Here is a 22299-nt window from a genome sequence, read left to right on the forward strand (position 1 = left end):
CGCGTCGCGCAGAGCGCCTTGACGCCCGGCGTGCGCCTCTGTACATTTTCTCTATCGCTTGTGAATCGAGTGCAGGAAGGGAGCCGACCACGTTGAAGATCGAGTCGAAGCTGGCCCAGATTGGGAATCGCCAGGATCCCAGGACCGGAGCCGTGTCTGCTCCAATTTACCATTCCACCACCTACGCGCACCCGGCGCTCGGCCAGAGCACCGGTTTCGACTATACGCGGACGCTCAATCCGACGCGCAAGATCCTGGAGGACGCTATCGCGGAGCTCGAGGGCGGCGCCCGCGGATTCGCGTTTTCTTCCGGCATGGCCGCGGTCCACGCCGTCTTCTCCCTGTTTTCCCCAGGCGATCACGTCATCGTCTCGAGCGATCTGTACGGCGGCACGTACCGCGTGCTGGAGCACATCTTTCGCCCGCTCGGCATCGAGGCCACGTACGTGCACACCGGCCACCTCGACGAGGTGGAAGCCGCGCTGCGGGAGACCACGCGGGCGCTGTTCATCGAGACGCCCACCAATCCCACCATGCAGATCACCGATATCGCCGCGGTGAGCCTCTTTGCGCGCCGGCGCGGTCTTCTGACCATCGTCGACAACACATTCATGACGCCATATTTCCAGCGCCCCATCGAGCTCGGCGCGGACATCGTGGTGCACTCGGCCACCAAGTTTTTGGGCGGCCACAACGATGTGCTGGCCGGCCTCGTCGTGGCCAAATCGGACGAGATCGCCGAGCGGCTGTACTTCGTCCAGAACTCCATCGGCGCCGTGCTCGGGCCGCAGGACGCCTGGCTTCTCATGCGCGGCATGAAGACGCTCGCCATCCGCATGGAGCGGTCGGCCATGAACGCGAGCGCCATTGCGGCCTGGCTCGACGCGCGCGACGACGTCGTCAAGGTGTATTATCCCGGCCTCGACACGCATCCCGGAAAGGCCGTGTGTGCGAAGCAGGCGTCCGGGTTCGGCAGCATGGTTTCCTTCGAGGTGTTGGATGCGCGGATGGTGCCGTTTATCCTCGAGAACTTGAAGCTCGTTACGTTTGCGGAGAGCCTCGGCGGCGTCGAGACGCTCATCACCTACCCCACCCGGCAGACCCACGCGGACATTCCGGAGGACATTCGGGAGAAGGTGGGCATCACGGACAGGCTGCTGCGGCTGTCGGTGGGCATCGAGCACATCGGGGACCTCATCGACGACCTCAGCCAGGCGCTGGATTACGCTGCGGAGCAGGTGCTCTCCCGCAGGCGTTGAACGACGCGGCCGATCTCGCCCTGCGCAAGGCGGATCGGCCGTATCGTTTCGGGCGAAGGTGCGGATTCGTGGGGCCCGCGCATAGGATTTTGTGAGATGCGCGGCGAACATGTTTCGTGTCGAAGATTTCGAAATCATATTTCATCTCTGAAACTAAGGGGGTGGCGGGTGTGGAGGTGCCGTCCAAGCCGAGGGACGCTGCCGCCGAAGCCGGTGGTGCGCCGCCCATCGGCGCGCATCCCGTGCGCATCGGCGAGACGCGCCTGGGCCCGCAGTTTCGCTACGATCTTCGCGCGCCGCGCCTCGAGGAGCTCGACCGGTTCATCGTCGAGCGCCCAATTCGCGACTGGTCCCTCGTCCGGTGGAAGGACGTCGGCAAGCCGATCCGCGTCGAGAACTACGCGTCCGGAAAGAGGCTCTGGGAAGAGAGGCACGGCGACACGATGCCGGTGAAGACGAGCTGGGAGATGTTCAACCGGTCGTTTCACAGCTGGTTCGTGAAGGACGGGCCGGAGGCGCAGCGGGCCGCCATGCGCCGCGCGCTGAAGAGCGTGGCTTCGCTTCGCGCGGACGAGATCGCCTCGGTCTTCGCGGAATTGCAGCAGGTCACGCTCTGGAACCTGGCGCACCGCGTCACCGACACCATCTGGGACCCGCGCGGCAAGCGCGCGCTGTTTCGCGGGCTCGATGTGAAGCGCCCTCGCATCCTGTTCCTCGGGGCGGCCGAGGGCTACGAGGCGATGCAGCTTTACGCCATGTACCCCGGCGGCGAGGCGGTCATGGTGGATTACGACGCGTTTTGCCGCGATCATCGCTTCGGCGACTTTCCCGAGGATTACCCGTTTCTGGGGTACGATCCGGCGACGGGATCGGCCCGCCCGTGGTACCGCCGTGAGATGAACCTCGCGTATCTGGTGGCGGACATCCGCAAGCTGCCGTTTGGGCGGGAGTTCGACATCGTGCTGAGCGTCGGGCTGTTGGAGCACTTTCCGGACGAGTACAAACCCGAGTGCATCGAGTGGCACCGGAAGTTCCTCCGCCCGGGCGGCTACGCCATCCTGACCACGCCCAGGCTGGGGTGGAGGACCAAGCTCTTCTACCACGTGATGGCGGAAGCGATGAACTACACGTACCGCGAGCTGATGACCGTCGATCAAATGGGGCTATACCTCTATGAAAACGGATTCAATATTCTTCGCCACGGCTGGATCAAGACGCACAACGGCATCGTGGCGCAGCCGCGCTGAGCGCGACGAGCGGCGAAATCGGGGTGGATGACGTGCAGGTCTACCGGTTCACGGGTGACACAACACCGGATCAGGTGCTCAATGAGGCGGGCGAAGTGGTGGGAGAGCTGCCGGATCAGGCGGCCGATCTCGCCCTCCGCTGGTATCCGTTCATGATCTTCTGCCGGAAGTTCGATGAGCGCGCGCAACTTCTGCAGCGCCAGGGGCGCATCGGAACGTATGCGCCGTTTCGGGGCCAGGAGGCTGCGCAGATCGGCAGCTTCGCCGTGCTGCGCCGAACCGACTGGGTGTTCCCCACGTACCGCGAGCTTGCCGGCCTGATGTACCACGGGCTGGAGCCGGCGCACGCTCTGCTCAAGAGCCGCGGACACCCGGACGCCGGCCGCATGCCGGAAGGGTTTCGCATGGCGCCGCCTCAGATTGCCATCGCGGCGCAGATTTTGCACGCGGTGGGCGCCGGGTGGGCGTGCAAGCTGCAGCAGACGGACGACATGGCCGTGGCCTACTTCGGCGACGGCGCGACATCGGAGGGCGACTTTCACGAGGGCATGAACTTCGCCGCCGTCATGCGCCTGCCCGTCGTGTTGTTCTGCCAGAACAATCAGTACGCCATCAGCGTGCCTGTCCATCGGCAGACGGCGTCGCCGACCATCGCGCAAAAGGCCATCGCGTACGGAGTGGAGGGCGTCCGGGTGGACGGGAACGACGTCTTTGCGGTGTACCAGGCCATGCGCTACGCCGCGGATCGCGCGCGCCGCGGGGACGGCCCGACGCTCATCGAGGCCGTCACGTACCGCCTCGGTCCGCACACCACCGCGGACGATCCGTCCAGGTACCGCGAGGCGGCCGACGTGGAGCGGTGGGCCGCGGCCAAAGACCCGCTCGTCCGGCTCAGGCTCTGGCTCACGCGGCAGGGGCTCTGGGACGACGAGCGGCAGGCGGCTTGTGAAGCGGAGGCCGAGGCACGCGTGTGCCAGGCGGTGGCCGAGATGGAGGCGTACCCGCACAAATCCCTCGAGGACGCCGCGCGCCACGTGTACGCCGAGGTCCCGGAGGGGCTCGCGCTTCAACTCGCCGAACGCGGAAAGGAGGCGCGCTGACATGCCCAGGTGGACGATGATCGAGGCCATTCGGGATGCGCTCGCCATCGCGCTTCGCGGCGATCCGCGCGTGCTGGTCTTCGGCGAGGATGTGGGGAAAAACGGGGGCGTCTTTCGCGCCACGGACGGGCTGCAGGCCGAATTCGGCGAGTCGCGCGTCGTGGACACCCCCCTCGCGGAGAAGGCCATCGTCGGGACGGCGGTGGGCCTCGCCATGGCCGGCATGAAACCTGTCGCCGAGATTCAGTTTCTCGGCTTTGCGTACGAGGCCATGGATCAAATCGCGGCGCAGCTCGCGCGCATCCGCTTCCGCACACAGGGGCGGTTCACGGCCCCCGCGGTGATTCGCGCTCCCTATGGCGGCGGCGTGCGCACGCCGGAGCTGCACTCGGACAGCTTAGAGGCGCTCTTTGCCCACACGCCGGGGCTCGTCGTCGTGACGCCGAGCCGCCCCTACGACGCCAAGGGGCTTTTGCTCAGCGCCATCCGTTCGCCCGATCCCGTCGTGTTCCTCGAACCCATCCGGCTGTATCGCGCCTTCCGGGAAGAGGTGCCAGAGGATGACTACGAGGTACCGCTCGGCCGAGCCGCCATCCGCCGCGAGGGGGCCGACGTCACCCTCGTCGCCTGGGGGCCCACCGTGCCGGTGGCGGAGTCGGCCGCGGCGCAGGCGGCAGCAAAGGGCATTTCGTGTGAGGTGCTCGACTTGCGCACACTCGCGCCGCTCGACCGATCCGCCCTCCAGGCGTCGGTGGAGAAGACGGGCCGCGCCGTCGTGGTCCACGAGGCGGTGCAGTACGCCGGCCTCGGCGCCGAAATCGCCGCCTCCATCATGGATCTCGCGTTTTATCACCTGCAGGCGCCCGTCCTGCGCGTGGCCGGGCTTGACACGCCGTATCCGCCGGCTTCGCTCGAGGACGCCTGGCTTCCCAGCGTGACGCGCGTGGTGCGGGCTATCGAGCGCGCGATGGAAATCTGACGCCCAACACAGCGACGGACGTCTGAAGGAGGGATTCGATGTTCACCCGACACTTTGCCCATTGGCCCAAGCGGGTGCCGAAGACGCTGACCGTACCCCGCACGCCCGTCCACCACAACCTCGCCGTCTCCGCGCAGCGTTACCCCGAGAAGACAGCCATCTACTACTACGGGCGGCGCATCTCGTACCAGGAGCTGCACGCTGAGGTCGAGGCGCTCGCCGGCTATCTTCAGCACGGCCTCGGCGTGAACCCCGGCGATCGCGTCGCGCTCTACATGCAGAATTCGCCGCAGTTCGTCGCGGCGTACTACGCCATCCTGCGCGCCGACGCCGTCGTCGTACCCTTGAATCCGATGCTCGTGGCGAACGAACTTCCCTTCTACTTCGAGGATTCCGGCGCGCGCGTCGCCATCGTCGGCCAGGAGCTGGTCGATCGCGTCCGGCCGCTCGTGGAGGCAGGCGCGATCGACAAAGTCGTCGTCGCCTGTTATGGCGACGCCTTGCCGCCCGAGCCCTCGCACCGCGTCCCGGATGTGGTCGCGGCGCCGCGCATGCCCCTCGATCACCCGGCGCTCGTGCCCTGGCCGCAAGCGCTTACATCTGGATTTGCCCCGCGGCCGAGCGAAGCCACAGCGGACCATCTCGCCGTCATCCCCTACACGTCCGGCACCACCGGCGTGCCCAAGGGCTGCATGCACGCGCACCGGACCGTGCAGGCCAACATCGTCTGCGCCGTCGTCTGGAACGGCGTGACGCCGGATGGCGTGGCGCTCGCAACGCTGCCGTTCTTCCATGTGACTGGCATGGAGCACAGCATGAACGCGCCCATCTACTGCGGCAACACGTTCGCCATCCTCACCCGCTGGGACCGCGAGACAGCGGCGGAACTCATCGAAAAGCTGCACGTGACGCACTGGACGAACATCGCGACCATGGTCGTGGATTTCCTCGCTAATCCGCGCATCGAGTCGTACGACTTGTCTTCGCTCATGGTGGTCGGCGGGGGAGGCGCGACGCTCCCCAAGGCGGTGGGCGAGCGGCTCAAGGCGCTCACCGGCCTCGACTACGTCGAGGGCTATGGCCTGTCCGAGACCATCGCACAGACGCACACCAACCCGCCGGATCGCGCCAAGCTGCAGTGCGCCGGCATCCCGCTGTTTGACGTCGACGCCCGCATCGTGGATCCCGAGACGCTTGCGGAGCTCGGCCCGGGCGAAGAAGGCGAGATTCTCGTCTCCGGCCCGCAGGTCTTCCTCGGCTACTGGAACCGCCCGGAGGAAAACGAGAAGGCGTTCGTCGAGATGGACGGCAAGCGGTTCTTCCGGACGGGCGATCTCGGCCGTTACGACGAGGAAGGGTATTTCTTTATCGTGGACCGCCTCAAGCGGATGATCAACGCATCCGGGTTCAAGGTGTGGCCCACCGAGGTGGAGTCGATCCTCTACAAACATCCGGCTGTGGAGCAGGCGTGCGTCGTCGGCGTCCCGGATGCGCGCCGTGGCGAGACCGTGAAGGCGTTCATCATCCTGAAGCAGGATCACAAGGGCAAGGTCACGGCGGAGGACATCATCGCCTGGGCCCACGAGCAGATGGCGGCGTACAAGTGCCCGCGCGAGATCGAGTTCGTCGACAGCTTGCCGATGTCGGGCAGCGGGAAAATCCTCTGGCGCGTGCTGCAGGAGGAGGAGCGCAAGAAGCGGCAGGTCACATCGACCTGAGGAGTGAAGCGGATGAACATCGGCAACGAAGCGCAGTTTCAGATTTATCAGATGCGCCTCACGGGCCAGTATCGCGGGGAAACGCTTTGCATCTCGGTGGAGGACTGGGTTGCGCGAGCGCGCGAGGTGTTGTCGGAGGAAGCGTTCTGGTATCTCGCGGGCGCGTCCGGCCGGGGCGAGACGATGCGCGCGAACGAGGAGGCGTTCGCCAAGTGGCGGATTGTGCCGCGCGTGTTCCGCGACGTGTCGGATCGAGACCTGTCGACCGAGCTCCTCGGCGAGCGGCTGCCGTATCCCGTGCTGCTCGCGCCCATCGGCGTCCAGTCCATCCTGCACGCCGATGGGGATGTGGCGGCGGCGCGGGGTGCCGCGAAGCTGGGACTGCCGTACGTGGTGAGTTCGGCCTCCACTGCGCCGCTTGAGACCATCGCCGACGAGGCGCCGGGCGCCGAGCTGTGGTTCCAGCTGTACTGGTCGAAGGACCGCGAGATTGCGCAAAGTTTCGTGCGCCGCGCCGAGTCCGCCGGCTGCAAGGCGCTCGTCGTCACGCTCGACACCCCCATGATGGCCTGGCGAGAGCGGGATCTCGAGCGCGCCTACCTGCCCTTTTTGCTTGGGGAAGGGCTCGGCAACTACCTCTCGGATCCCGCGTTTCGCGCCAAACTCCGCCGGCCGCCCGAGGAAGATCCGGCGGGCGCCATCCTCCTTTGGACGCAGATCTTCGGGCACCCGGGGCTCACGTGGGACGATTTCGATTGGCTGCGGCAAACGACGGGTTTCCCGCTTCTGTTGAAGGGCATTCTCCACCCGGACGACGCCGAGGAGGCATTTCGCCGCGGGGCGGATGGCGTCATCGTCTCGAACCACGGCGGCCGGCAGGTGGACGGCGCCGTCGCGTCGCTGGACGCGCTGGTGGCCGTCCGCGAACGCGTGGGCCCCGACAAGGTGGTCCTGATGGACGGCGGGATTCGCCGCGGCTCCGACATCGTGAAGGCCGTCGCGCTCAGCGCGAATGCGGTGCTGGTGGGCCGGCTGTACGCGTACGGCCTCGCCGTTGACGGCGAGCGCGGGGTAGAGACGGTGCTTCGGTATTTGCTCGCGGACTTGGACCTCACCATGGCCCTGTCCGGCCACCGATCGATTGCGACGCTCGACGCAAGCGTCCTCGCCCGCGCGTAGCGCGTCAGGTCAGAGGGCGGAGGGGGGTCAACTCGAGGCCCATGCGCGTGAATACCTCGTCCAAAAGCCCGAGCGGCAGGCCGACGACGTTGTAGTAGTCGCCCGCAATGGACGCCACCAGCAGGCTTCCGTAGCCCTGAATCGCGTACGCGCCCGCCTTGTCCATCGGCTCCCCGGTGGCCACGTACCGCTCGAGCCACGCGTCGTCCCTATCTCGCATGTGCACCTCCGTCTCGGCGAAGGCGACCTCTTCGGCATCGGCCGTGCGCACGCAGAGGCCCGTGTACACCCGGTGCGCGCGGCCGCGAAGCCGTTTCAACATGGCGAGGGCGTGATCGGCATCGCGCGGCTTGCCCAGGATATCCCCATCGAGGGCGACGACGGTGTCGGCCGCGACGATGATGGCCTCCCGCCGCTCCGCCGCGTCGAGCCGGCCCCACACGGCCCCCGCCTTCCGGCGCGCGAGCTCCAACACCGCGTCCGCTGGACCCACACCGGGCGACACGGTCTCGTCGGCGTGGCTCGGCCGCACGGAGAAGTTCACGCCGAGCATGGTCAACAGCTCTCGCCTTCTCGGCGATCCCGACGCCAGAATGACGTGCATGGCGCATTGCTCCTTCCTCAAATTGCATGCATGGGCGCGCGGCTCATGCGCACCGTAAAGGTAGCTCCGAGCGGCAAGGAGGCGAAGGTGGCATGACATCGCGGCGAAAGTCGATTGGCCGGGGCGATGAAGCTTCCGGCCCGGTGATGAGCGCTGAAGCGAGCCGCGCGATGCGCCGCGGCGAAAAAGTCGGCAGTGCCTCTCGCCATGGCAATCCGTCCTACGGACGTTATGCCCGAGCGCTCGACGGCGAATACGGCGCGTCGGTGCGCGACGAACAGATCTGAATCCTTTCAGCTCGGAGCGAACCGCGGGGCACAGTTGAACCTGTGCCCCGCGCGCTTTCGCGGCCTCAGACCTCCGCGAGCCGGGCCAGCGCGTAGCGCGCCGCTTCGGTTCCTGCCGTGTGCCCCGTGGAAAAGGCGATGGTGATGTTGTAGCCGCCTGTGTGCGCGTGAACGTCCATCACCTCGCCCGCGAAATAAAGGCCCGCGCAGAGTTTCGACCCCATTGTCTTCGGATCGATCTCTTTGACGCTCACCCCGCCGCCCGTCACGGTGGCCTTCTCCAGGGGAAGTGTTCCCGTCACGGGAATGGAGAGCCGCTTGAGTGCGCGCGATACCCTCGTCAACGACTCGTGCGACGTCTGCGCGAGCGGCACCTCGCCGTCGACCCGCGCCTCGTGCAGGACGAACGCCGCGAGGCGATCCGGCAGATGCCCCTCGAGTTCGGTGCGCAGCCGCCGCCTGGGATGGCGCTCGCGCGCGGACTTGAAGAGGGCCATCCAGTCCTCCATCGCCCAATGCGGCCGCACGTCGATGGAAGCCGTGAGCGGCGCGCCCGGCTTGTCGCGCAAGGAAACGGTGACATAGTGACTCGCGCGCAGCGCCGCCGGACCGCTCAGCCCAAAGTGGGTGAAGACGAGATCGCCCGGCTCGGCGGTGAGGCGCTTGTCGCCCCGGAAGATGGACAACTCGATATCGTAGAGGGACAGGCCCTGGAGCCTTCGCTCACGAATCCAAGGGTGATCGGACGTGATGGGCACGGCGGTCGGGTACGGCGGCACGATGGTGTGCCCCACGGATGCCGCGAACCAATAGCCATCGCCGGTCGATCCCGTCTGCGGGACGCTCGCGCCCCCCGTGGCGATGACGCACGCCGACGCAGCGATGGTCTCGCCGCGCTCGGTCTCGACGCCCGTCAATCTTCCGTCTTGCGTCAGAATGCGCGCGACGGGCGTCTGCAGGCGAACCTGGACGCCGACGCGCTCCGCATGCCGCACGACGGCCTGCACGACCGTGCGGGCGTCGTCCGACACGGGGAACATGCGGCCGCGATCCTCTTCCTTCAGTTTCACCCCGAGGGATTCGAAAAACCGGATGATGTCCTCGTTGCCAAAGCGGTGGAGCGACGAATAGAGGAACTTCGGATTTCCCAGGATGTTTTGCATCAAGTCGGGCAAGGGCTTCGCGTTGGTCACATTGCAGCGCCCGCCGCCCGAGATGGCCAACTTGCGCCCCAGCCGGTTTCCTTTTTCAATCAGCAAGACGCTGGCGCCCGCTTCCCGCGCGGCGATGGCCGCCAAAAGCCCCGCCGGTCCGCCGCCGATGACCACGACATCCGTCATTTCTGATCCCGCCCCATTTCTGTCCTGAAGTGTACGGCAAGGCGGGGCCATCGGCAACTAGGGCCCCTGCGAGAGCATCAGGGTGGCAAGCCCGACCAAACACGCGGCGGACGCGCTGTAGAAGCTCGGTCGCTCGAGATGTGGCACGAGGAGCCAGGAGAAAAGGGCGACAAACACGGGCTCCGAGGCGGCGAGCGTCGCCACGGTGCTCACGGGGACGAGGTTTGCGCTGACGAAAAACAGCAGGACGCCCCCTGCGCTCGACGCGCCCGCCGCGAGCAGCCACGGGGACAGGTGGTCTTTGTAGTGCCGAAGCAGCGGAAGGAGCCTGCCTTCGACGGCAAAGCTGACGAGACAGGCGAGGGTTGCGATGGCGACGTCGATCACCGCAGATCCCATGGGCGGAGCGCCGCTCGCGAGCGAGACGCGCCGGAACACGTGTCCCACGCCTTGGAACATCGCCGCCGCGACGCCGACAAGGGCGCCGGACGAGAAGATGGCGCGATCACGCGTGGGACGGGCGCGATTCTCGAGCGCCAAGAGCAAAATGGCGCCGAGCACGCCTGCGAGGCCCGCCATCACGCGCCACGAGACGGGATCGCCGAGGAAGGCGTAGGCGAGGAACACCGTGGCGACAGGGCTCAGTCCTTTGAGCACCACGCCGCGCACGGCGCCGAGGCGCTGAACGGCGTGGTACAACAGGCGCCTGCCGAGAAACGTGCCGATGACGCCCGAAAGGCAGGCGAAGGCGAGGGCATCACCGCGCACGGGCAGAAGTGTGCCGCGGTGCCGTGCGAGCCCCGCTGGGGCGATGGCCAAAAGCACCGCGAGGCTCGTGCTGAGCACGGGGAGAAGTCCGCTGTCGGGAGGCGAGGAATCGGCCTGGCCCTTGCGAAGGCACACGTAGGAAAGCGCGTAGGCGGCCGCGCTCCCGATGGCAGCCAAGAGTCCCGGGGACGCCATGGTCTCACCTCCGCTCGCGGACAACCCATGTATATGCGGAGGATGCGCGAGAGAGAACGGCGGCTTTGGACACGGGCCTCGAAGCTGTTACAATGAATGAGCTACTGACGAAACGTGCGTGACACGTGACATGGGGGATTGAACATGGAACCTTTTCGCTTTCACAACCCGACGACGCTCTACTACGGGAAAGGGCAAATCGAAAAGCACCTGGCGGATGAAGTGCTCAAGATTGGCAGGCGCGTGCTCCTTCTCTACGGCGGGGGCAGCATCAAGCGGTTTGGGCTGTACGACAAGGTCATGAACATCTTGAAGGACGCGGGCGTCACCGTGTTTGAGTTGGGCGGCGTCGAGCCGAACCCGCGGCTCACGACGGTGTACAAGGGAATCGAGATGTGCCGACAGCACCAGATCGATCTCATCCTCGCGGTGGGCGGCGGATCGGTGCTCGACTGCGGCAAGGCCATCGCCATGGGCGCGAAGTTCGACGGAGACGTCTGGGACATCTATCAGCGGAAGGCGCGGGCGACGGGCGCGCTGCCGCTCGGCACCATCCTCACGCTCGCCGCGACCGGATCGGAGATGAACGCGGGCGGGGTGATCACGAATTGGGAGACCAAGGAGAAGCTCGGCGCGAGTTCGCCGTACACGTATCCGGTCTTCTCCTTCTGCGATCCGGAAAACACATTCACGGTGCCGCGGGATCAGACGGTGTATGGCATCTGCGACATGCTCGCACACTGCTTCGAACACTACTTCCACCCGACGCGCCACGCGCCGCTGCAGCGACACCTGATTGAGGCCGTGATGCGGACCATCGTGGAATACGCGAAGCGCGCTGTGGACCATCCGACCGATTACGACGCCCGCGAGACCATCATGTACTGCGGCACCATGGCGCTGAACGGGATGATCTCCATGGGCATCGTCGGCGACTGGGCTTGCCACGCCATGGAGCATGAGGTGAGCGCCCTCTACGACATCCCGCACGGCGGGGGCTTGGCCATCCTGTTCCCGCGCTGGATGGAGTATGTCAAAGACGTGGATCCGAGCCGATTTGCGTCGCTTGCCACCAACGTATTTTTGGTGGACGGTACAGGGAAATCGGACGAGGAGTTGGCCGACATCGCCATCGAGAAGGTGCGGCAATTCTACAAGGAGATTGGCGCCCCACAGCGCTTGGCGGATTACGGCATCGGCGATGATCAGCTGGAGCGCATGGCGGCGCAGGCCGTGCGGTTCGGAGACATCGGCCACTTCCGGAAGCTCGGCAAGGAAGACGTCTTGAACATTTTGCGCGCGAGCCTGTGAATCGCGCGCCGGTGCCGTGACGGGCGGGTCGCCGCGCGCGGGGCAGGGGAGGTGCGCTGCGTCCGAAAGATCTCCCCATCCCCGCGGCGGCCCGACGGCGCGGCTGAACGAGCTTCAGGTGCACGACGACATCACGTTCTTTCTTGCGTTTCCAAAACGTTTTCGGTTATAGTGAGGTTGACTCGCGAGTGGTTGGTCTGCGTCGCCGAAAACGTTTCGGATGCGCCGGAGGCTCGCGAAAGGGGTTTGCCGCCATGAGAGTCACCATTCGCGATGTGGCGCGCGCAGCAGGCGTTTCCGTTACGACTGTGTCCAGGGCGCTGAACGGCGCTCAGGACGTCGGTGAAGAGACGCGCCAGCGCGTGATTGAAGTCGCCAAGCAGCTGAACTATCGCCCGAGCCATGTGGCGAGGAGCCTCGTGCTCAGGAAGAGCCAGAACATCGGGCTCTTGGTGTCCGATTTTCGCAAAGGTGGCCACCACTTTCTCTACGACGTCTTGGTCGGCGTACACGACACGCTCGCCGAGTACGGGTACGACGTCACGCTGGTCAGCACGGATACGGCCCGTCAGCAGCTCGTGAGCTATGTCGACTTTTGCCGAGCGCGAGGGCTGGACGGCGTGATTGTCACGGGCATTCGCCTGGATGATCCGTACGTCGAGGAGGTCGTCGAGTCGACTTTGCCGAGCGTCGTGATCGACCTGCCGCTCCTCAGTCGGCACTGCGGCTACGTGATGACGGACAACGTGAACGGCGCGCGCTACGCGGTCAGGCGCCTCGTGTCTCGAGGGTGCAGGCGCATCGGTTTTGTCAACGGCGCCGCGCACGCTGCGGTGAGCCGCGAGCGGTTGCGGGGGTTCGAGGAAGCGGTGCGCCAATACGTCGGGGTCTACGATGACCGGCTCGTGGTCTATGGCGATTTCACGCTCGAAGGGGGCCAGCGCGCGCTCGCGGAACTGCTCGCTCGAGCGCCGGACGTGGATGGCGTCTTCTTCGCGAGCGATCTCATGGCCATCGGGGGCCTCCAACACTGCAGGGCGGCGGGCATCCGCGTTCCAGAAGATCTCGCGGTGGTCGGGTTTGACGATATCGATCTCGCCCGCTTCGTGACGCCTGCGCTGACCACCATCGCTCAGCCGCGGTACGAGATGGGCTGCGAAGCGGCCAAGATGCTCGTCCATATGCTGGAAAAGGGCGAGATGCCATCGGGCACGCTGTTGCCACCGCAACTCGTCGTGCGCGAGACGGCCTGAGCACTTCAACGGGGGGAGAGGTCTCGTGCATGGATGGGTCATCAAAGAAGACGACCTGTTTTGGCACGTAGACGCAGAGGGCCTGAGCGCACACGGGTTTGAAAACGTTTCCGGACACGGCCTGTACACCAGGGACACGCGCTTGCTCTCGACGCTGGTCTGGCGGATGGATCCCGACGTGTGTGTCACGTTGGACGCCGTCCAGGCGTCCGGCTCGGAATGGTGTACCGTTACACGAACCGCCCTCCGCGCGCGGACGACGAGCCTCCGCGCGAAAGCCTGCTGGTGGAGCGCAGGCAGCGCGTGGACGGATATTGCTTTCAAGAAAGCGGTATCGTGCGCCATTTTGGCGATCGCGCCGTGCGCCTCACGGTGATCTACGAGGTCGCGGCGGATTTCGCGGACATGTTCGAGGTGCGGGGCTTCCGGGTGGAGGCGCCCGAACGAGCGATCCGAACCCGCGCGTCCGGAAACGTTTGCAGTTTTGCCTATGGGTCGTCCGACAGGCGAACCTGGGAGACGCAGGTCGAACTCACGGCGGGTTCCACGCATGCGGGCGGCGCGTCACCCGTGCGGTGGACGGCGTCGGACGGCGTGGGCAGGGGGAAACTGCGGATTCATCTCGAGCCCGGCGGTCGCGTGGAGTGGGCGCTCGCCTGGGAGGAGGGCGGCGAGATTGCGATGGCGCTCGATGGAGAAAAGCTCGCCGCGCACGATGCGCCGGACATCTTCTACGTGGATTCGGTCCTACGCGCCGACGCTCGAGGCTTCGGGCGCCATCATGCCGCTTGACAGCTTCATCAAGCAGGATCACCTCGATCTCTCCGCCTTCCAGAAGAACCTGCTCGACGCGTTCACCTGGCAGGGGCACATCTACGGCCTGCCGACTTTTTGAGGATTCACGGCGTGTCGCAAGCTGGGCTCAAAGGCTGAGACACCTCGCTAGTCTCGATTGCAAAACGAAGGGGCTGCCCTGCCGTGCGTCAGCACGGTGGGGACAGCCCCTTCTTCGATGGGGATTACGCGCGTTGCTCGCGCATGAAGTTGCGAAGCACGGTCTGCAGGATGCCGCCGTTGCGGTAGTAATCCACCTCGATGTCGCTGTCGAGCCGGACGAGCGCGGGGAACGTGAACGACGATCCGTCCTCGCGGGTCACTTCGACGGTGACTGTCTGGCGCGGCTTGAGGTCGTTCGACAACCCCTTGATGGTGTACACCTCGCGTCCGGTGAGGCCAAGCGTCTCCGCATTCTGTCCTTCGACGAACTCGAGTGGCAGCACGCCCATGCCGACCAGGTTGCTGCGGTGGATGCGCTCAAAGCTCTCCGCGATCACGGCCTTCACGCCGAGCAAGTAGGTGCCTTTTGCCGCCCAGTCGCGGGACGAACCCGTCCCGTACTCCTTGCCGGCGATGACCACGAGCGGTGTGCCATCGGCCTTGTACTTCATCGCCGCGTCGTAGATGGGCATCACTTCGCCCGTCGGGAAGTAGGTAGTGTAGCCGCCCTCCGTGCCAGGCGCCACCTTGTTGCGGATGCGGATGTTCGCGAACGTGCCGCGCATCATCACCTCGTGGTTGCCGCGGCGCGAACCGTACGAGTTGAACTCGTGCGGCTTCACACCCTTCTGCTGCAGGTATTGCCCAGCCGGGCTCGACGGGGCGATGCTGCCCGCAGGCGAGATGTGGTCCGTGGTCACGGAGTCGCCGAGATAGGCCAGCACGCGAGCGCCTTGGATCTCCTGGATGTCCGGGACCTTCTCCGACAGCCCCTCGAAGAACGGAGGCTCCTGGATGTACGTCGAGTTCGGATCCCACTCGTACAACTCGCCCTTCGGGACGTCCAGCTTGTTCCACCGCTCGTTCCGGTTGAACACGCTCTCGTATTCCTTCTTGAACATCTCCGGATGGATGATCTGGCGAATCACCGCCTGAATTTCCTCGTTCGACGGCCAGATGTCCCTCAGGAACACGTCGTTGCCGTTCTCGTCCTTGCCGATGGGCTCGTTGACGAGATCGATGTCCACCGTGCCCGCGATGGCGTACGCCACGACGAGCGGCGGCGAAGCCAGATAGTTGGCGCGCACGAGCGAGTGGATGCGTCCCTCGAAGTTGCGGTTGCCTGACAGCACCGCAGAGACGAGCAGGTCGTTTTCCTGAATCGCCTTCGCCACTTCCTCTGGCAGCGGCCCGCTGTTCCCGATGCACGTGGTGCAGCCGTAGCCGACGACGTCAAAGCCGAGCTTGGAGAGTGGTTCGAGCAGGCCGGCGCGCTCCAGGTAATCCGTCACGACGCGCGATCCGGGAGCGAGCGATGTCTTCACGTAGCGCGGCGTCTTGAGGCCCTTCTCCACGGCCTTTTTCGCCAACAGCCCTGCGCCGATCATGACGGACGGGTTGGACGTGTTGGTGCAGCTCGTGATAGCCGCGATCACGACCGCGCCGTGGTGCAGTTCGTCCTTCTTTCCGTCTGGATATTCGACAACCGCCGTCTTCTCGCGCTGGTCCGCAAGCCCGAAACCGCCCTCCGACACCGGCTTTTCAAGCGCAGCCTCGAAGTTTTTCTTCATGTCCGAGAGGAAGATCTTGTCCTGCGGGCGCTTTGGACCGGCCATGGTCGGCTGGACAGAGCCGAGATCGAGCTCCAGCGTGTCGGTGAACACAGGGTCCGGCATGTCGTCCGTGCGGAACATGCCCTGCGCCTTCGCGTACGCCTCGACGAGCTGGATGAGCGATTCGTCGCGGCCGGTGAGCCGCAGGTAATCGAGCGTCGCCTGATCGATGGGGAAGAAGCCCATCGTCGCGCCGTATTCGGGCGCCATGTTGGCGATGGTCGCGCGGTCCGCGACGCTGATGTTGGACAGACCGGCGCCGTAGAACTCGACGAACTTGCCGACGACGCCTTTCTTGCGCAGCATGTTCACGACCGTCAGGGCGAGATCGGTCGCGGTCGCCCCCTCGGGCAGCTTGCCGGTCAGCTTGAAGCCGATGACCTCGGGCTGCACGAAATACAAGGGCTGGCCGAGCATGCACGCTTCGGCTTCGATGCCGCCCACGCCCCAGCCGAGGACGCCGACGCCGTTGATCATCGTCGTGTGCGAGTCGGTGCCGACGAGGCTGTCCGGGAACACGACCTGTTCGCCGTCGACCGTGCGCTCCTGCACGACGCGCGCGAGGTACTCCAGGTTGACCTGGTGGACGATGCCCATTCCTGGGGGAACCGCACGGAAGTTGTCAAAGGCGGTTTGCGCCCAGCGGAGGAAGCGGTAGCGCTCCTCGTTGCGCTCGAATTCCTTGGCGATGTTGAACTCAAGCGCTTCTTTGGAACCGAACGCGTCCACCTGGACCGAGTGGTCGATGACGAGATCCACCGGAATGAGCGGGTTGATTCGCTTCGGATTGCCGCCGAGCTTGTGCATCGCCGTGCGCATCGCCGCCAGATCCACCACGACGGGCACGCCGGTGAAATCTTGAAGGAGGATGCGCGCAGGCTTAAAGGGGACCTCGGATTTCGCCGGGTTTGCCGCGTTCCAGTTGGCGAGCTCGCGCACGTGTTGCTCGGTGATGACGCGGCCGTCGTACTGGCGAAGCACGGATTCCAGAAGGATTTTAATTGAAATGGGGAGGCGGGAGATGTCGGCTACGCCTTGCTCCTCAAGAGCACTCAGGCGGTAATAGGTGTAGGACTTCCCGCCAACGGTGAGAGTCTGTTTGGCTTGAAACAGATTGGCGCCCACCTTGACTCACTCCTTCTATCTGGTTTCTGCCTCTATTTTGCGACGCATCCCTGGGATCTGTCGAATCCTCATCCAGATTGCCGATACCGATATCGAAAACCTGGAGCGGCTGAGGGCGTGGAAGCGTTCGCACGAGACGAGTCCTCTGTCACTCTACTACCATGGAGGAATTTACGCAAGGTGCCTCGCGTCAGGCGATGGTGCCAAAAGAAAAGGCCCGGCCGGGAAGGCCGGGCGGGCGGCGCATGGACTAGCCGCGGTTGAGAAGCAAAACGAGCATCGACACGAGCGAGAAGCAGGCGCTGATGAGGTAGACCACGGTCACCGTTTGCACCTGCGTCAGACCGAGCCGCAACAGCCAGTGGTGCACGTGGTTCTGATCCGGCTTGTACACCGGTCGGCCGGCTCGGGCCCGCAGGAAGACCACGCGAACCGCGTCGAAGATGGGAACGCCAAGCGCCAGGATGGGCACGCCAATGGACACCACGGTGGCCGACTTAAACGCGCCCACCGACGCGATGGATGCGAGCAGATAGCCGAGCACGGTGGACCCCGCGTCGCCCATAATGATGCGCGCCGGATAGAAGTTGTGGCGCAGGAATCCGACGGCGGCGCCGGTTACCGCCATTGCGAACCAGGCGGAGGCCATGTCGCCCTTGATGAGAGCCACAAAAAACAGCGTGGTGGCTGAGATGGCCGCGATGCCTGCCGCGAGGCCGTCGACGCCATCCAGGAAGTTGAAGACGTTCGTCACGCCCACAATCCAGAGGAGCGTGAGAAAGAGCGAGAGATAGGGGGGGATCGCCACAAAGTGGTGGCCTCCGAATGGGGACGTGAATCCCTGGATGGCGCCGCCGAAAAGCGGCACCATGAGCGCCGCGAGGATCTGCACCACGAAGCGAATGCCAACGGAGAAGTCCTTGCCTCTCGTCTTATAGTAGTCGTCAAGCAGCCCGATGATAAACAGCATCGACGCGCCAATCACGACGCCGAGATACGGGGTCTCGAGCCAATTTCTCCACAGGGCGCCCACGAGAAACGAACCAAGCACGCCGGCGAAAATCGCGGCACCCCCGAGGAGCGGAAGCGGATCGCGGTGAATTTTGCGTTCGTTCGGCAGATCGACGAAACGGTATCGGAGCGCGACTTTTCGCATGGGCGGCGCCAGCAGGTAGGCGAGCGCGAAAGCGAGGATACCCGACAGCCAAAGGGGCATACGTTTCTCTCCCTAGCTCGTGTCATTCCACGGCAATTATACTAAACACGACCCGACAGGGCTATACTGCAATCTGTGTCTTTTCAGGGATCAAAGTATGTCCGTTAGATGACAAATGGGGCGGAGCCGTTGAGTTTCCGCGCGGGCTTTGCAAACATAATGAGCGGGAAATGATGGCCAGCTGAAGGCGATCATCGACTCTCGTGGCCTTACGGCGAAGGATGTGATGAACCGTTGCAAGCAAACGGCATTGTGTATCAGGAGCCCCCGAAGGGCGTTGAATCCGCGCGGGCCACGCTTCGCGATTATCTTTCGATTATGAAGTGGGGGATCACCGTCGCCAACCTGATGGCGACGTTCGCCGGACTGTGGGTGGCTTCGAGCGGCCATCCGCCACTCAACATCATGCTTTTGACACTTGTCGGCACGATGTTCGTGGTGGCAGGGGGTGCGGCACTCAACAACTTTTACGATCGCGACATCGATCAGCGCATGCCGCGCACGAAGATGCGCGCCGTCGCGCGCGGAAAGGTCTCTCCCGGTGCGGCGCTCGGCATTGGGCTTGCCATGAGCGCCACGGGCCTTGCGGTGCTGCTCGTGGGCGTCAATTGGCAGTCTGCGGTCTGCGCGTTTGTGGGCCTTTTCGTGTATTCCTACCTGTACACCGTCTGGTTCAAGCGGCATACTACCTTGAACACCGTGCTTGGCGGCGTGTCCGGCGCCATGCCGCCGCTGATTGGCTGGGTGGCCGGAAGCGGCGGGACGCTGTCTCTCGCGGCCTGGTGTTTGTTTTTCACGTTCTTTTTGTGGCAGCCCCCGCACTTCCTGCCGCTTGCCATGAAAAAGACGGAGGATTACCGGGCGGCCGGCGTGCCGATGCTCCCCGTCGTCCGAGGATTTCGCGAGACGAAGCGGCAAATTGTGATCTACACGGCCGCCATGGTGCCTGTCTCGCTGATGCTCACCGTACTCGGCGCCGAGGGCTGGCTGTATTTCGTGGTCATGGGCGCGCTTGGGCTCTGGTTTTTGGCCCTCGCGGTGAAAGGATTGTTCATTCCCCCGGAGAAGGACATGGAGTGGGCCAACCGGGTCTTCCGCTTTTCGCTCATCTATCTCACCGCTCTCTGCGTCGTCTCCGTGCTCTCGGTTTCCATCCTGTGAGGAACGAACCTGTGGTGAACGAAGCCCCTGCGCCAGGCCGGTCGCAGGGGCTTCGCGCATCTCGCGTTCTATTGACATCGCGGAGAGACTGGGCTTTCCTATGAGTGTAAACGGTTTCGGCTCCGCCGCGCTCGTCTTTGTATTTCATGGATGAAAGGATGTTCCAGTTGTGAAAGCTGCGCGATTGCACGCATTTCGCACGCCCTTTTCCATCGAAACCGCCTCCGATCCGGAGCCCGGCCCGGAGGACGCCATCGTCTACGTCCCGCGCGGCCGGCGTGTGTCGGAGCGACGTTCACATCTGGTAGGGCGAGTGGGTGGCCGTGCACGGCGCGGGTGGCGTGGGCTGTCCGCGATTCAAGTGGCCCACGCCATCGGCGCGCAGGTGATTGCAGTGGACATCGACGACGGCAAGCTCGAGAAGGCGCGGCGGTGACCATCAACAGCCGGCGCGAGGAGCGCGTGTTCAAGGCCATCAAGCAGGTCACGCGCAGGGGCGCACACGTCAGCATCGACGCGCTGGGGCTCGCCGAGTTGAACGACGTGTTCGACCGCATGCAGCGGTTCGAGACCAAAGGCTTCAATGTGATCACGGCGTTTGCGTGATCGCGTCAAGCATGCGAAGGGAGGCATCGTGTGTGCACACGCGAGCCGCGATCTTGATGCAGATGAGCGCGAAGCGGCCTTACGCGTCCAGCAAGCCGCTTCGCCTGGAGACGTTGGAATTGGACCCTCCGGGCCCGGGCGAGGTCCTGATCCGGGTGCGGGCCACTGGCCTATGTCATTCCGATCTATCCGTCATTGAGGGCGCCCGCCCGCGCCCGATGCCCATGGCGCTCGGCCACGAAGCGGCCGGCGAGGTGGTGGAACTAGGCGAGGGCGTGACCGACCTCGCACCTGGCGATCACGTCGTCTGCGCCTTCGTGCCAAGCTGCGGGCATTGCGGCCCGTGTCAGGAGGGCCGGCCCGCCCTTTGCGAGCCGGGCGCTCTGGCCAACGGCCGCGGCACGCTGCTCTCGGGCGCGCGCAGGCTTCGCCTGGGCAACCAACCGGTCCATCATCACCTCGGCGTGTCCGCCTTCAGCGACTACGCGGTCGTCTCGCGTCGCTCGCTCGTCAAAGTGGACCCGTCCCTGCCGTTCGAACACGCGGCGCTGTTCGGCTGCGCGGTCATGACGGGCGTCGGCGCGGTCGTCAACACGGCGCGCGTCCCCGTCGGCGCCTCGGTCGCCGTCGTCGGCCTCGGCGGCGTGGGTCTCGCCGCGCTGCTCGGCGCCGTGGCGTCATCCGCCCGGCACATCGCGGCCATCGACGTGAACCCCGAGAAACTCGCGTTCGCGCGCGAACTCGGCGCGACGCACGTCTACGACGCGCGGGATCCCGGCGTGATCGACAAGGTGCGCGCCGATTCGGGGGGCGGCTTGGAGTACGTGTTTGAGACGGCCGGCTCCGTCGCAGCCATGACGACGGCCTTTCAGGTCACGCGGCGCGGCGGCACGACCGTAACCACCGGGCTGCCGGACCCGCGCCACACGTGGAGCGTGCCCCAGGTGATGCTTGCGGCCGAGGAGCGCACCATTCGCGGCTCTTACCTCGGAAGCTGCATCCCGTCGCGCGACATCCCGCGCTTCATCTCGCTGTTTCAGCAGGGAAGGCTCCCGGTCGACCGGCTGGTGTCCGACGTGATCGATCTCGACCACATCAACGAGGGCTTCGATCGCCTCGCCGCGGGCCAGGCGGTGCGCATCGTCGTGCGCATGAGCGGCGCGTGATCCGCGTATTGGTTGAAGGACGGGCCCTCGTTCGGTAAGATCCGTCTTGGGACCTCATCACGTAGCGGGGAGACGAGAGTATGTATCGTCGCTGGGAGACGAAGCCGGTTCGCGTCGGCGACGTCGTGATCGGCGGGAGCAATCAGGTCATTGTGCAGAGCATGACGACGACCAAGACGGCGGACGTCAAGGCGACGGTGGAGCAAATTCACCGACTGGAGGACGCGGGCTGTCAGGTCGTGCGGGTGACGGTCAACAACCGCGAAGCTGCTGAGGCTATCAAGGAAATCAAGCGGCAGATTCATATTCCGCTTGTCGCAGATATTCACTTCGATCACCGGCTCGCGCTGGAGGCCATCAAGAACGGCGTGGACAAGGTGCGCATCAACCCGGGCAACATCGGCAAGCGCGAGAAGGTGGAGGAAGTCGTCAAGGCGTGTAAGGAGCGCGGGATTCCCATTCGCATCGGGGTGAACGCCGGATCGCTCGAGAAGCATATCCTCGAGAAGTACGGCTATCCGACGGCGGAGGGCATGCTCGAGAGCGCGGAACACCACGTGAAGATCCTGGAGGATCTGGATTTTGACGATATCATCATCTCGATGAAGGCTTCCGACGTGCCGCTCGCGATTGAGGCGTACCGCCTGGCGGCGGAGCGGTTCCGCTATCCGCTCCATCTTGGCATCACGGAGTCGGGAACCTTGTTCGGCGGGACCATCAAGAGCGCGGCGGGCCTCGGGACGCTTCTGCACATGGGCATCGGGAACACGATTCGCGTGTCGCTCTCGGCGGATCCGGTCGAGGAGGTCAAGGTGGCACGCGAATTGCTGAAGGTGTTCCACATCGTGTCGGACGCAGTGACCATCGTCTCGTGCCCGACGTGCGGGCGGATCGACATCGATCTCATCAGCATCGTGAACGAGCTCGAGGATTATGTGCAGAACATCCGCGCGCCCATCAAGGTCTCGGTGCTGGGATGCGCGGTGAATGGGCCGGGCGAGGCGCGCGCGGCGGACATCGGCATCGCGGGCGCGCGCGGCGAGGGGCTGCTGTTCCGGAAGGGACAGGTCGTGCGGAAGATCCCGGAGCAAGATCTCCTCACCGAGCTGAAGAAGGAAATCGATACGATGGCGAAGCGGTACGCGGAGACCGGATCCATTTGGTGATGGCGGACGC

Annotated in this window: 19 protein-coding genes and 1 pseudogene; 15 read left to right on the forward strand and 5 right to left on the reverse strand. The window is 64.9% G+C overall.

Annotated features, from left to right (window positions below; genetic code table 11):
- Window positions 1-92 precede the first annotated feature (92 nt).
- From AS26_RS07325 to AS26_RS07350, 6 genes are all read left to right on the forward strand, one after another.
- Window positions 93-1259: a trans-sulfuration enzyme family protein gene (locus AS26_RS07325; protein ID WP_062307854.1), complete on the forward strand. Its 1167-nt coding sequence runs from the start codon at window positions 93-95 to the stop codon at window positions 1257-1259.
- Window positions 1260-1420: 161 nt separating this feature from the next.
- Window positions 1421-2506 carry a class I SAM-dependent methyltransferase gene (locus AS26_RS07330; RefSeq protein ID WP_373278161.1) on the forward strand — a complete coding sequence of 362 codons (1086 nt, stop codon included), beginning with the start codon at window positions 1421-1423 and terminating at the stop codon, window positions 2504-2506.
- Between the two features lie 32 nt (window positions 2507-2538).
- On the forward strand, window positions 2539-3606 hold the full coding sequence (pdhA, locus tag AS26_RS07335; protein WP_062307915.1) for a pyruvate dehydrogenase (acetyl-transferring) E1 component subunit alpha: 1068 nt from the start codon (window positions 2539-2541) through the stop codon (window positions 3604-3606).
- A 1-nt stretch (window position 3607) separates the two neighbouring features.
- Window positions 3608-4585, forward strand: coding sequence for an alpha-ketoacid dehydrogenase subunit beta (locus AS26_RS07340; RefSeq protein WP_062307856.1), 978 nt, complete (start codon window positions 3608-3610; stop codon window positions 4583-4585).
- Window positions 4586-4623: 38 nt separating this feature from the next.
- Window positions 4624-6303 carry a long-chain fatty acid--CoA ligase gene (locus AS26_RS07345; protein WP_062307858.1) on the forward strand — a complete coding sequence of 560 codons (1680 nt, stop codon included), beginning with the start codon at window positions 4624-4626 and terminating at the stop codon, window positions 6301-6303.
- A gap of 12 nt (window positions 6304-6315) precedes the next feature.
- A complete protein-coding gene (locus tag AS26_RS07350; RefSeq protein ID WP_062307860.1) occupies window positions 6316-7482 on the forward strand; it encodes an alpha-hydroxy-acid oxidizing protein in 1167 nt (388 codons plus the stop codon).
- 4 nt (window positions 7483-7486) lie between these two features.
- On the opposite strand, the gene AS26_RS07355 is transcribed toward AS26_RS07350, so the two are convergent.
- Window positions 7487-8086, reverse strand: a complete 600-nt coding sequence (locus AS26_RS07355; RefSeq protein WP_062307862.1) for a Maf family protein — start codon at window positions 8084-8086, stop codon at window positions 7487-7489.
- Between the two features lie 92 nt (window positions 8087-8178).
- Here AS26_RS07355 and AS26_RS07360 point away from each other — a divergent pair, with 92 nt between their 5' ends.
- Entirely contained in the window at window positions 8179-8373 is a 195-nt protein-coding gene (locus tag AS26_RS07360; protein ID WP_008336644.1) for a hypothetical protein, read from the forward strand.
- Window positions 8374-8438: 65 nt separating this feature from the next.
- Here AS26_RS07360 and AS26_RS07365 read toward each other — a convergent pair whose 3' ends face one another.
- Window positions 8439-9713, reverse strand: coding sequence for a BaiN/RdsA family NAD(P)/FAD-dependent oxidoreductase (locus AS26_RS07365; protein WP_062307864.1), 1275 nt, complete (start codon window positions 9711-9713; stop codon window positions 8439-8441).
- Window positions 9714-9770: 57 nt separating this feature from the next.
- A complete protein-coding gene (locus tag AS26_RS07370) occupies window positions 9771-10676 on the reverse strand; it encodes a DMT family transporter (protein WP_062307867.1) in 906 nt (301 codons plus the stop codon).
- A 144-nt stretch (window positions 10677-10820) separates the two neighbouring features.
- Between AS26_RS07370 and AS26_RS07375 the strand changes: the two genes are divergently transcribed.
- From AS26_RS07375 to AS26_RS07385, 3 genes and pseudogenes are all read left to right on the forward strand, one after another.
- The gene (locus AS26_RS07375) at window positions 10821-11987 is read left to right on the forward strand and encodes an iron-containing alcohol dehydrogenase (RefSeq protein WP_062307868.1); all 1167 of its coding nucleotides are present in this window, start codon (window positions 10821-10823) and stop codon (window positions 11985-11987) included.
- Between the two features lie 254 nt (window positions 11988-12241).
- Entirely contained in the window at window positions 12242-13240 is a 999-nt protein-coding gene (locus AS26_RS07380) for a LacI family DNA-binding transcriptional regulator (protein WP_062307869.1), read from the forward strand.
- 25 nt (window positions 13241-13265) lie between these two features.
- Window positions 13266-14032, forward strand: a pseudogene (locus AS26_RS07385) (glycogen debranching N-terminal domain-containing protein).
- 227 nt (window positions 14033-14259) lie between these two features.
- Here the strand turns inward: AS26_RS07385 and acnA are convergent.
- Together acnA and AS26_RS07395 are read right to left on the reverse strand one after the other, a co-directional pair.
- Window positions 14260-16974, reverse strand: coding sequence for an aconitate hydratase AcnA (gene acnA, locus AS26_RS07390; RefSeq protein ID WP_062307874.1), 2715 nt, complete (start codon window positions 16972-16974; stop codon window positions 14260-14262).
- A gap of 250 nt (window positions 16975-17224) precedes the next feature.
- Window positions 17225-18190 (reverse strand): MraY family glycosyltransferase, encoded by a 966-nt coding sequence (locus AS26_RS07395; protein WP_062307877.1) that lies wholly within the window; start codon window positions 18188-18190, stop codon window positions 17225-17227.
- Between the two features lie 234 nt (window positions 18191-18424).
- On the opposite strand from AS26_RS07395, the gene cyoE reads away from it, so the two are divergent.
- The 5 genes from cyoE (at window position 18425) to ispG (ending at window position 22289) form a co-directional block, all read left to right on the forward strand.
- The gene (cyoE, locus tag AS26_RS07400) at window positions 18425-19351 is read left to right on the forward strand and encodes a heme o synthase (protein ID WP_062307878.1); all 927 of its coding nucleotides are present in this window, start codon (window positions 18425-18427) and stop codon (window positions 19349-19351) included.
- A gap of 169 nt (window positions 19352-19520) precedes the next feature.
- Complete coding sequence (locus tag AS26_RS15020) at window positions 19521-19787, forward strand: MDR/zinc-dependent alcohol dehydrogenase-like family protein (RefSeq protein ID WP_062307880.1); 267 nt, start codon at window positions 19521-19523, stop codon at window positions 19785-19787.
- Complete coding sequence (locus AS26_RS15025) at window positions 19784-19957, forward strand: hypothetical protein (protein ID WP_505592644.1); 174 nt, start codon at window positions 19784-19786, stop codon at window positions 19955-19957. The genes AS26_RS15020 and AS26_RS15025 overlap by 4 nt, the downstream gene beginning before the upstream one ends.
- A 32-nt stretch (window positions 19958-19989) precedes the next feature.
- On the forward strand, window positions 19990-21123 hold the full coding sequence (locus AS26_RS07410) for a zinc-dependent alcohol dehydrogenase family protein (protein ID WP_157068459.1): 1134 nt from the start codon (window positions 19990-19992) through the stop codon (window positions 21121-21123).
- Window positions 21124-21203: 80 nt separating this feature from the next.
- Entirely contained in the window at window positions 21204-22289 is a 1086-nt protein-coding gene (gene ispG / locus AS26_RS07415; RefSeq protein ID WP_062307882.1) for a flavodoxin-dependent (E)-4-hydroxy-3-methylbut-2-enyl-diphosphate synthase, read from the forward strand.
- The last annotated feature ends 10 nt before the right edge of the window (window positions 22290-22299 follow it).

The organism is Alicyclobacillus sendaiensis NBRC 100866 (assembly GCF_001552675.1).
GTDB lineage: Bacteria > Bacillota > Bacilli > Alicyclobacillales > Alicyclobacillaceae > Alicyclobacillus > Alicyclobacillus sendaiensis.

What these genes read in the sequence shown, in the direction of transcription:
- AS26_RS07340 (WP_062307856.1), top strand. Translation starts at nt 3,608, where the DNA reads ATGCCCAGGTGGACGATGATCGAGGCCATTCGGGATGCGCTCGCCATC.
- AS26_RS07345 (WP_062307858.1), top strand. Translation starts at nt 4,624, where the DNA reads ATGTTCACCCGACACTTTGCCCATTGGCCCAAGCGGGTGCCGAAGACG.
- AS26_RS07350 (WP_062307860.1), top strand. Translation starts at nt 6,316, where the DNA reads ATGAACATCGGCAACGAAGCGCAGTTTCAGATTTATCAGATGCGCCTC.
- AS26_RS07355 (WP_062307862.1), bottom strand. Translation starts at nt 8,086, where the DNA reads ATGCACGTCATTCTGGCGTCGGGATCGCCGAGAAGGCGAGAGCTGTTG.
- AS26_RS07360 (WP_008336644.1), top strand. Translation starts at nt 8,179, where the DNA reads ATGACATCGCGGCGAAAGTCGATTGGCCGGGGCGATGAAGCTTCCGGC.
- AS26_RS07365 (WP_062307864.1), bottom strand. Translation starts at nt 9,713, where the DNA reads ATGACGGATGTCGTGGTCATCGGCGGCGGACCGGCGGGGCTTTTGGCG.
- AS26_RS07370 (WP_062307867.1), bottom strand. Translation starts at nt 10,676, where the DNA reads ATGGCGTCCCCGGGACTCTTGGCTGCCATCGGGAGCGCGGCCGCCTAC.
- AS26_RS07375 (WP_062307868.1), top strand. Translation starts at nt 10,821, where the DNA reads ATGGAACCTTTTCGCTTTCACAACCCGACGACGCTCTACTACGGGAAA.
- AS26_RS07380 (WP_062307869.1), top strand. Translation starts at nt 12,242, where the DNA reads ATGAGAGTCACCATTCGCGATGTGGCGCGCGCAGCAGGCGTTTCCGTT.
- AS26_RS07395 (WP_062307877.1), bottom strand. Translation starts at nt 18,190, where the DNA reads ATGCCCCTTTGGCTGTCGGGTATCCTCGCTTTCGCGCTCGCCTACCTG.
- ispG (WP_062307882.1), top strand. Translation starts at nt 21,204, where the DNA reads ATGTATCGTCGCTGGGAGACGAAGCCGGTTCGCGTCGGCGACGTCGTG.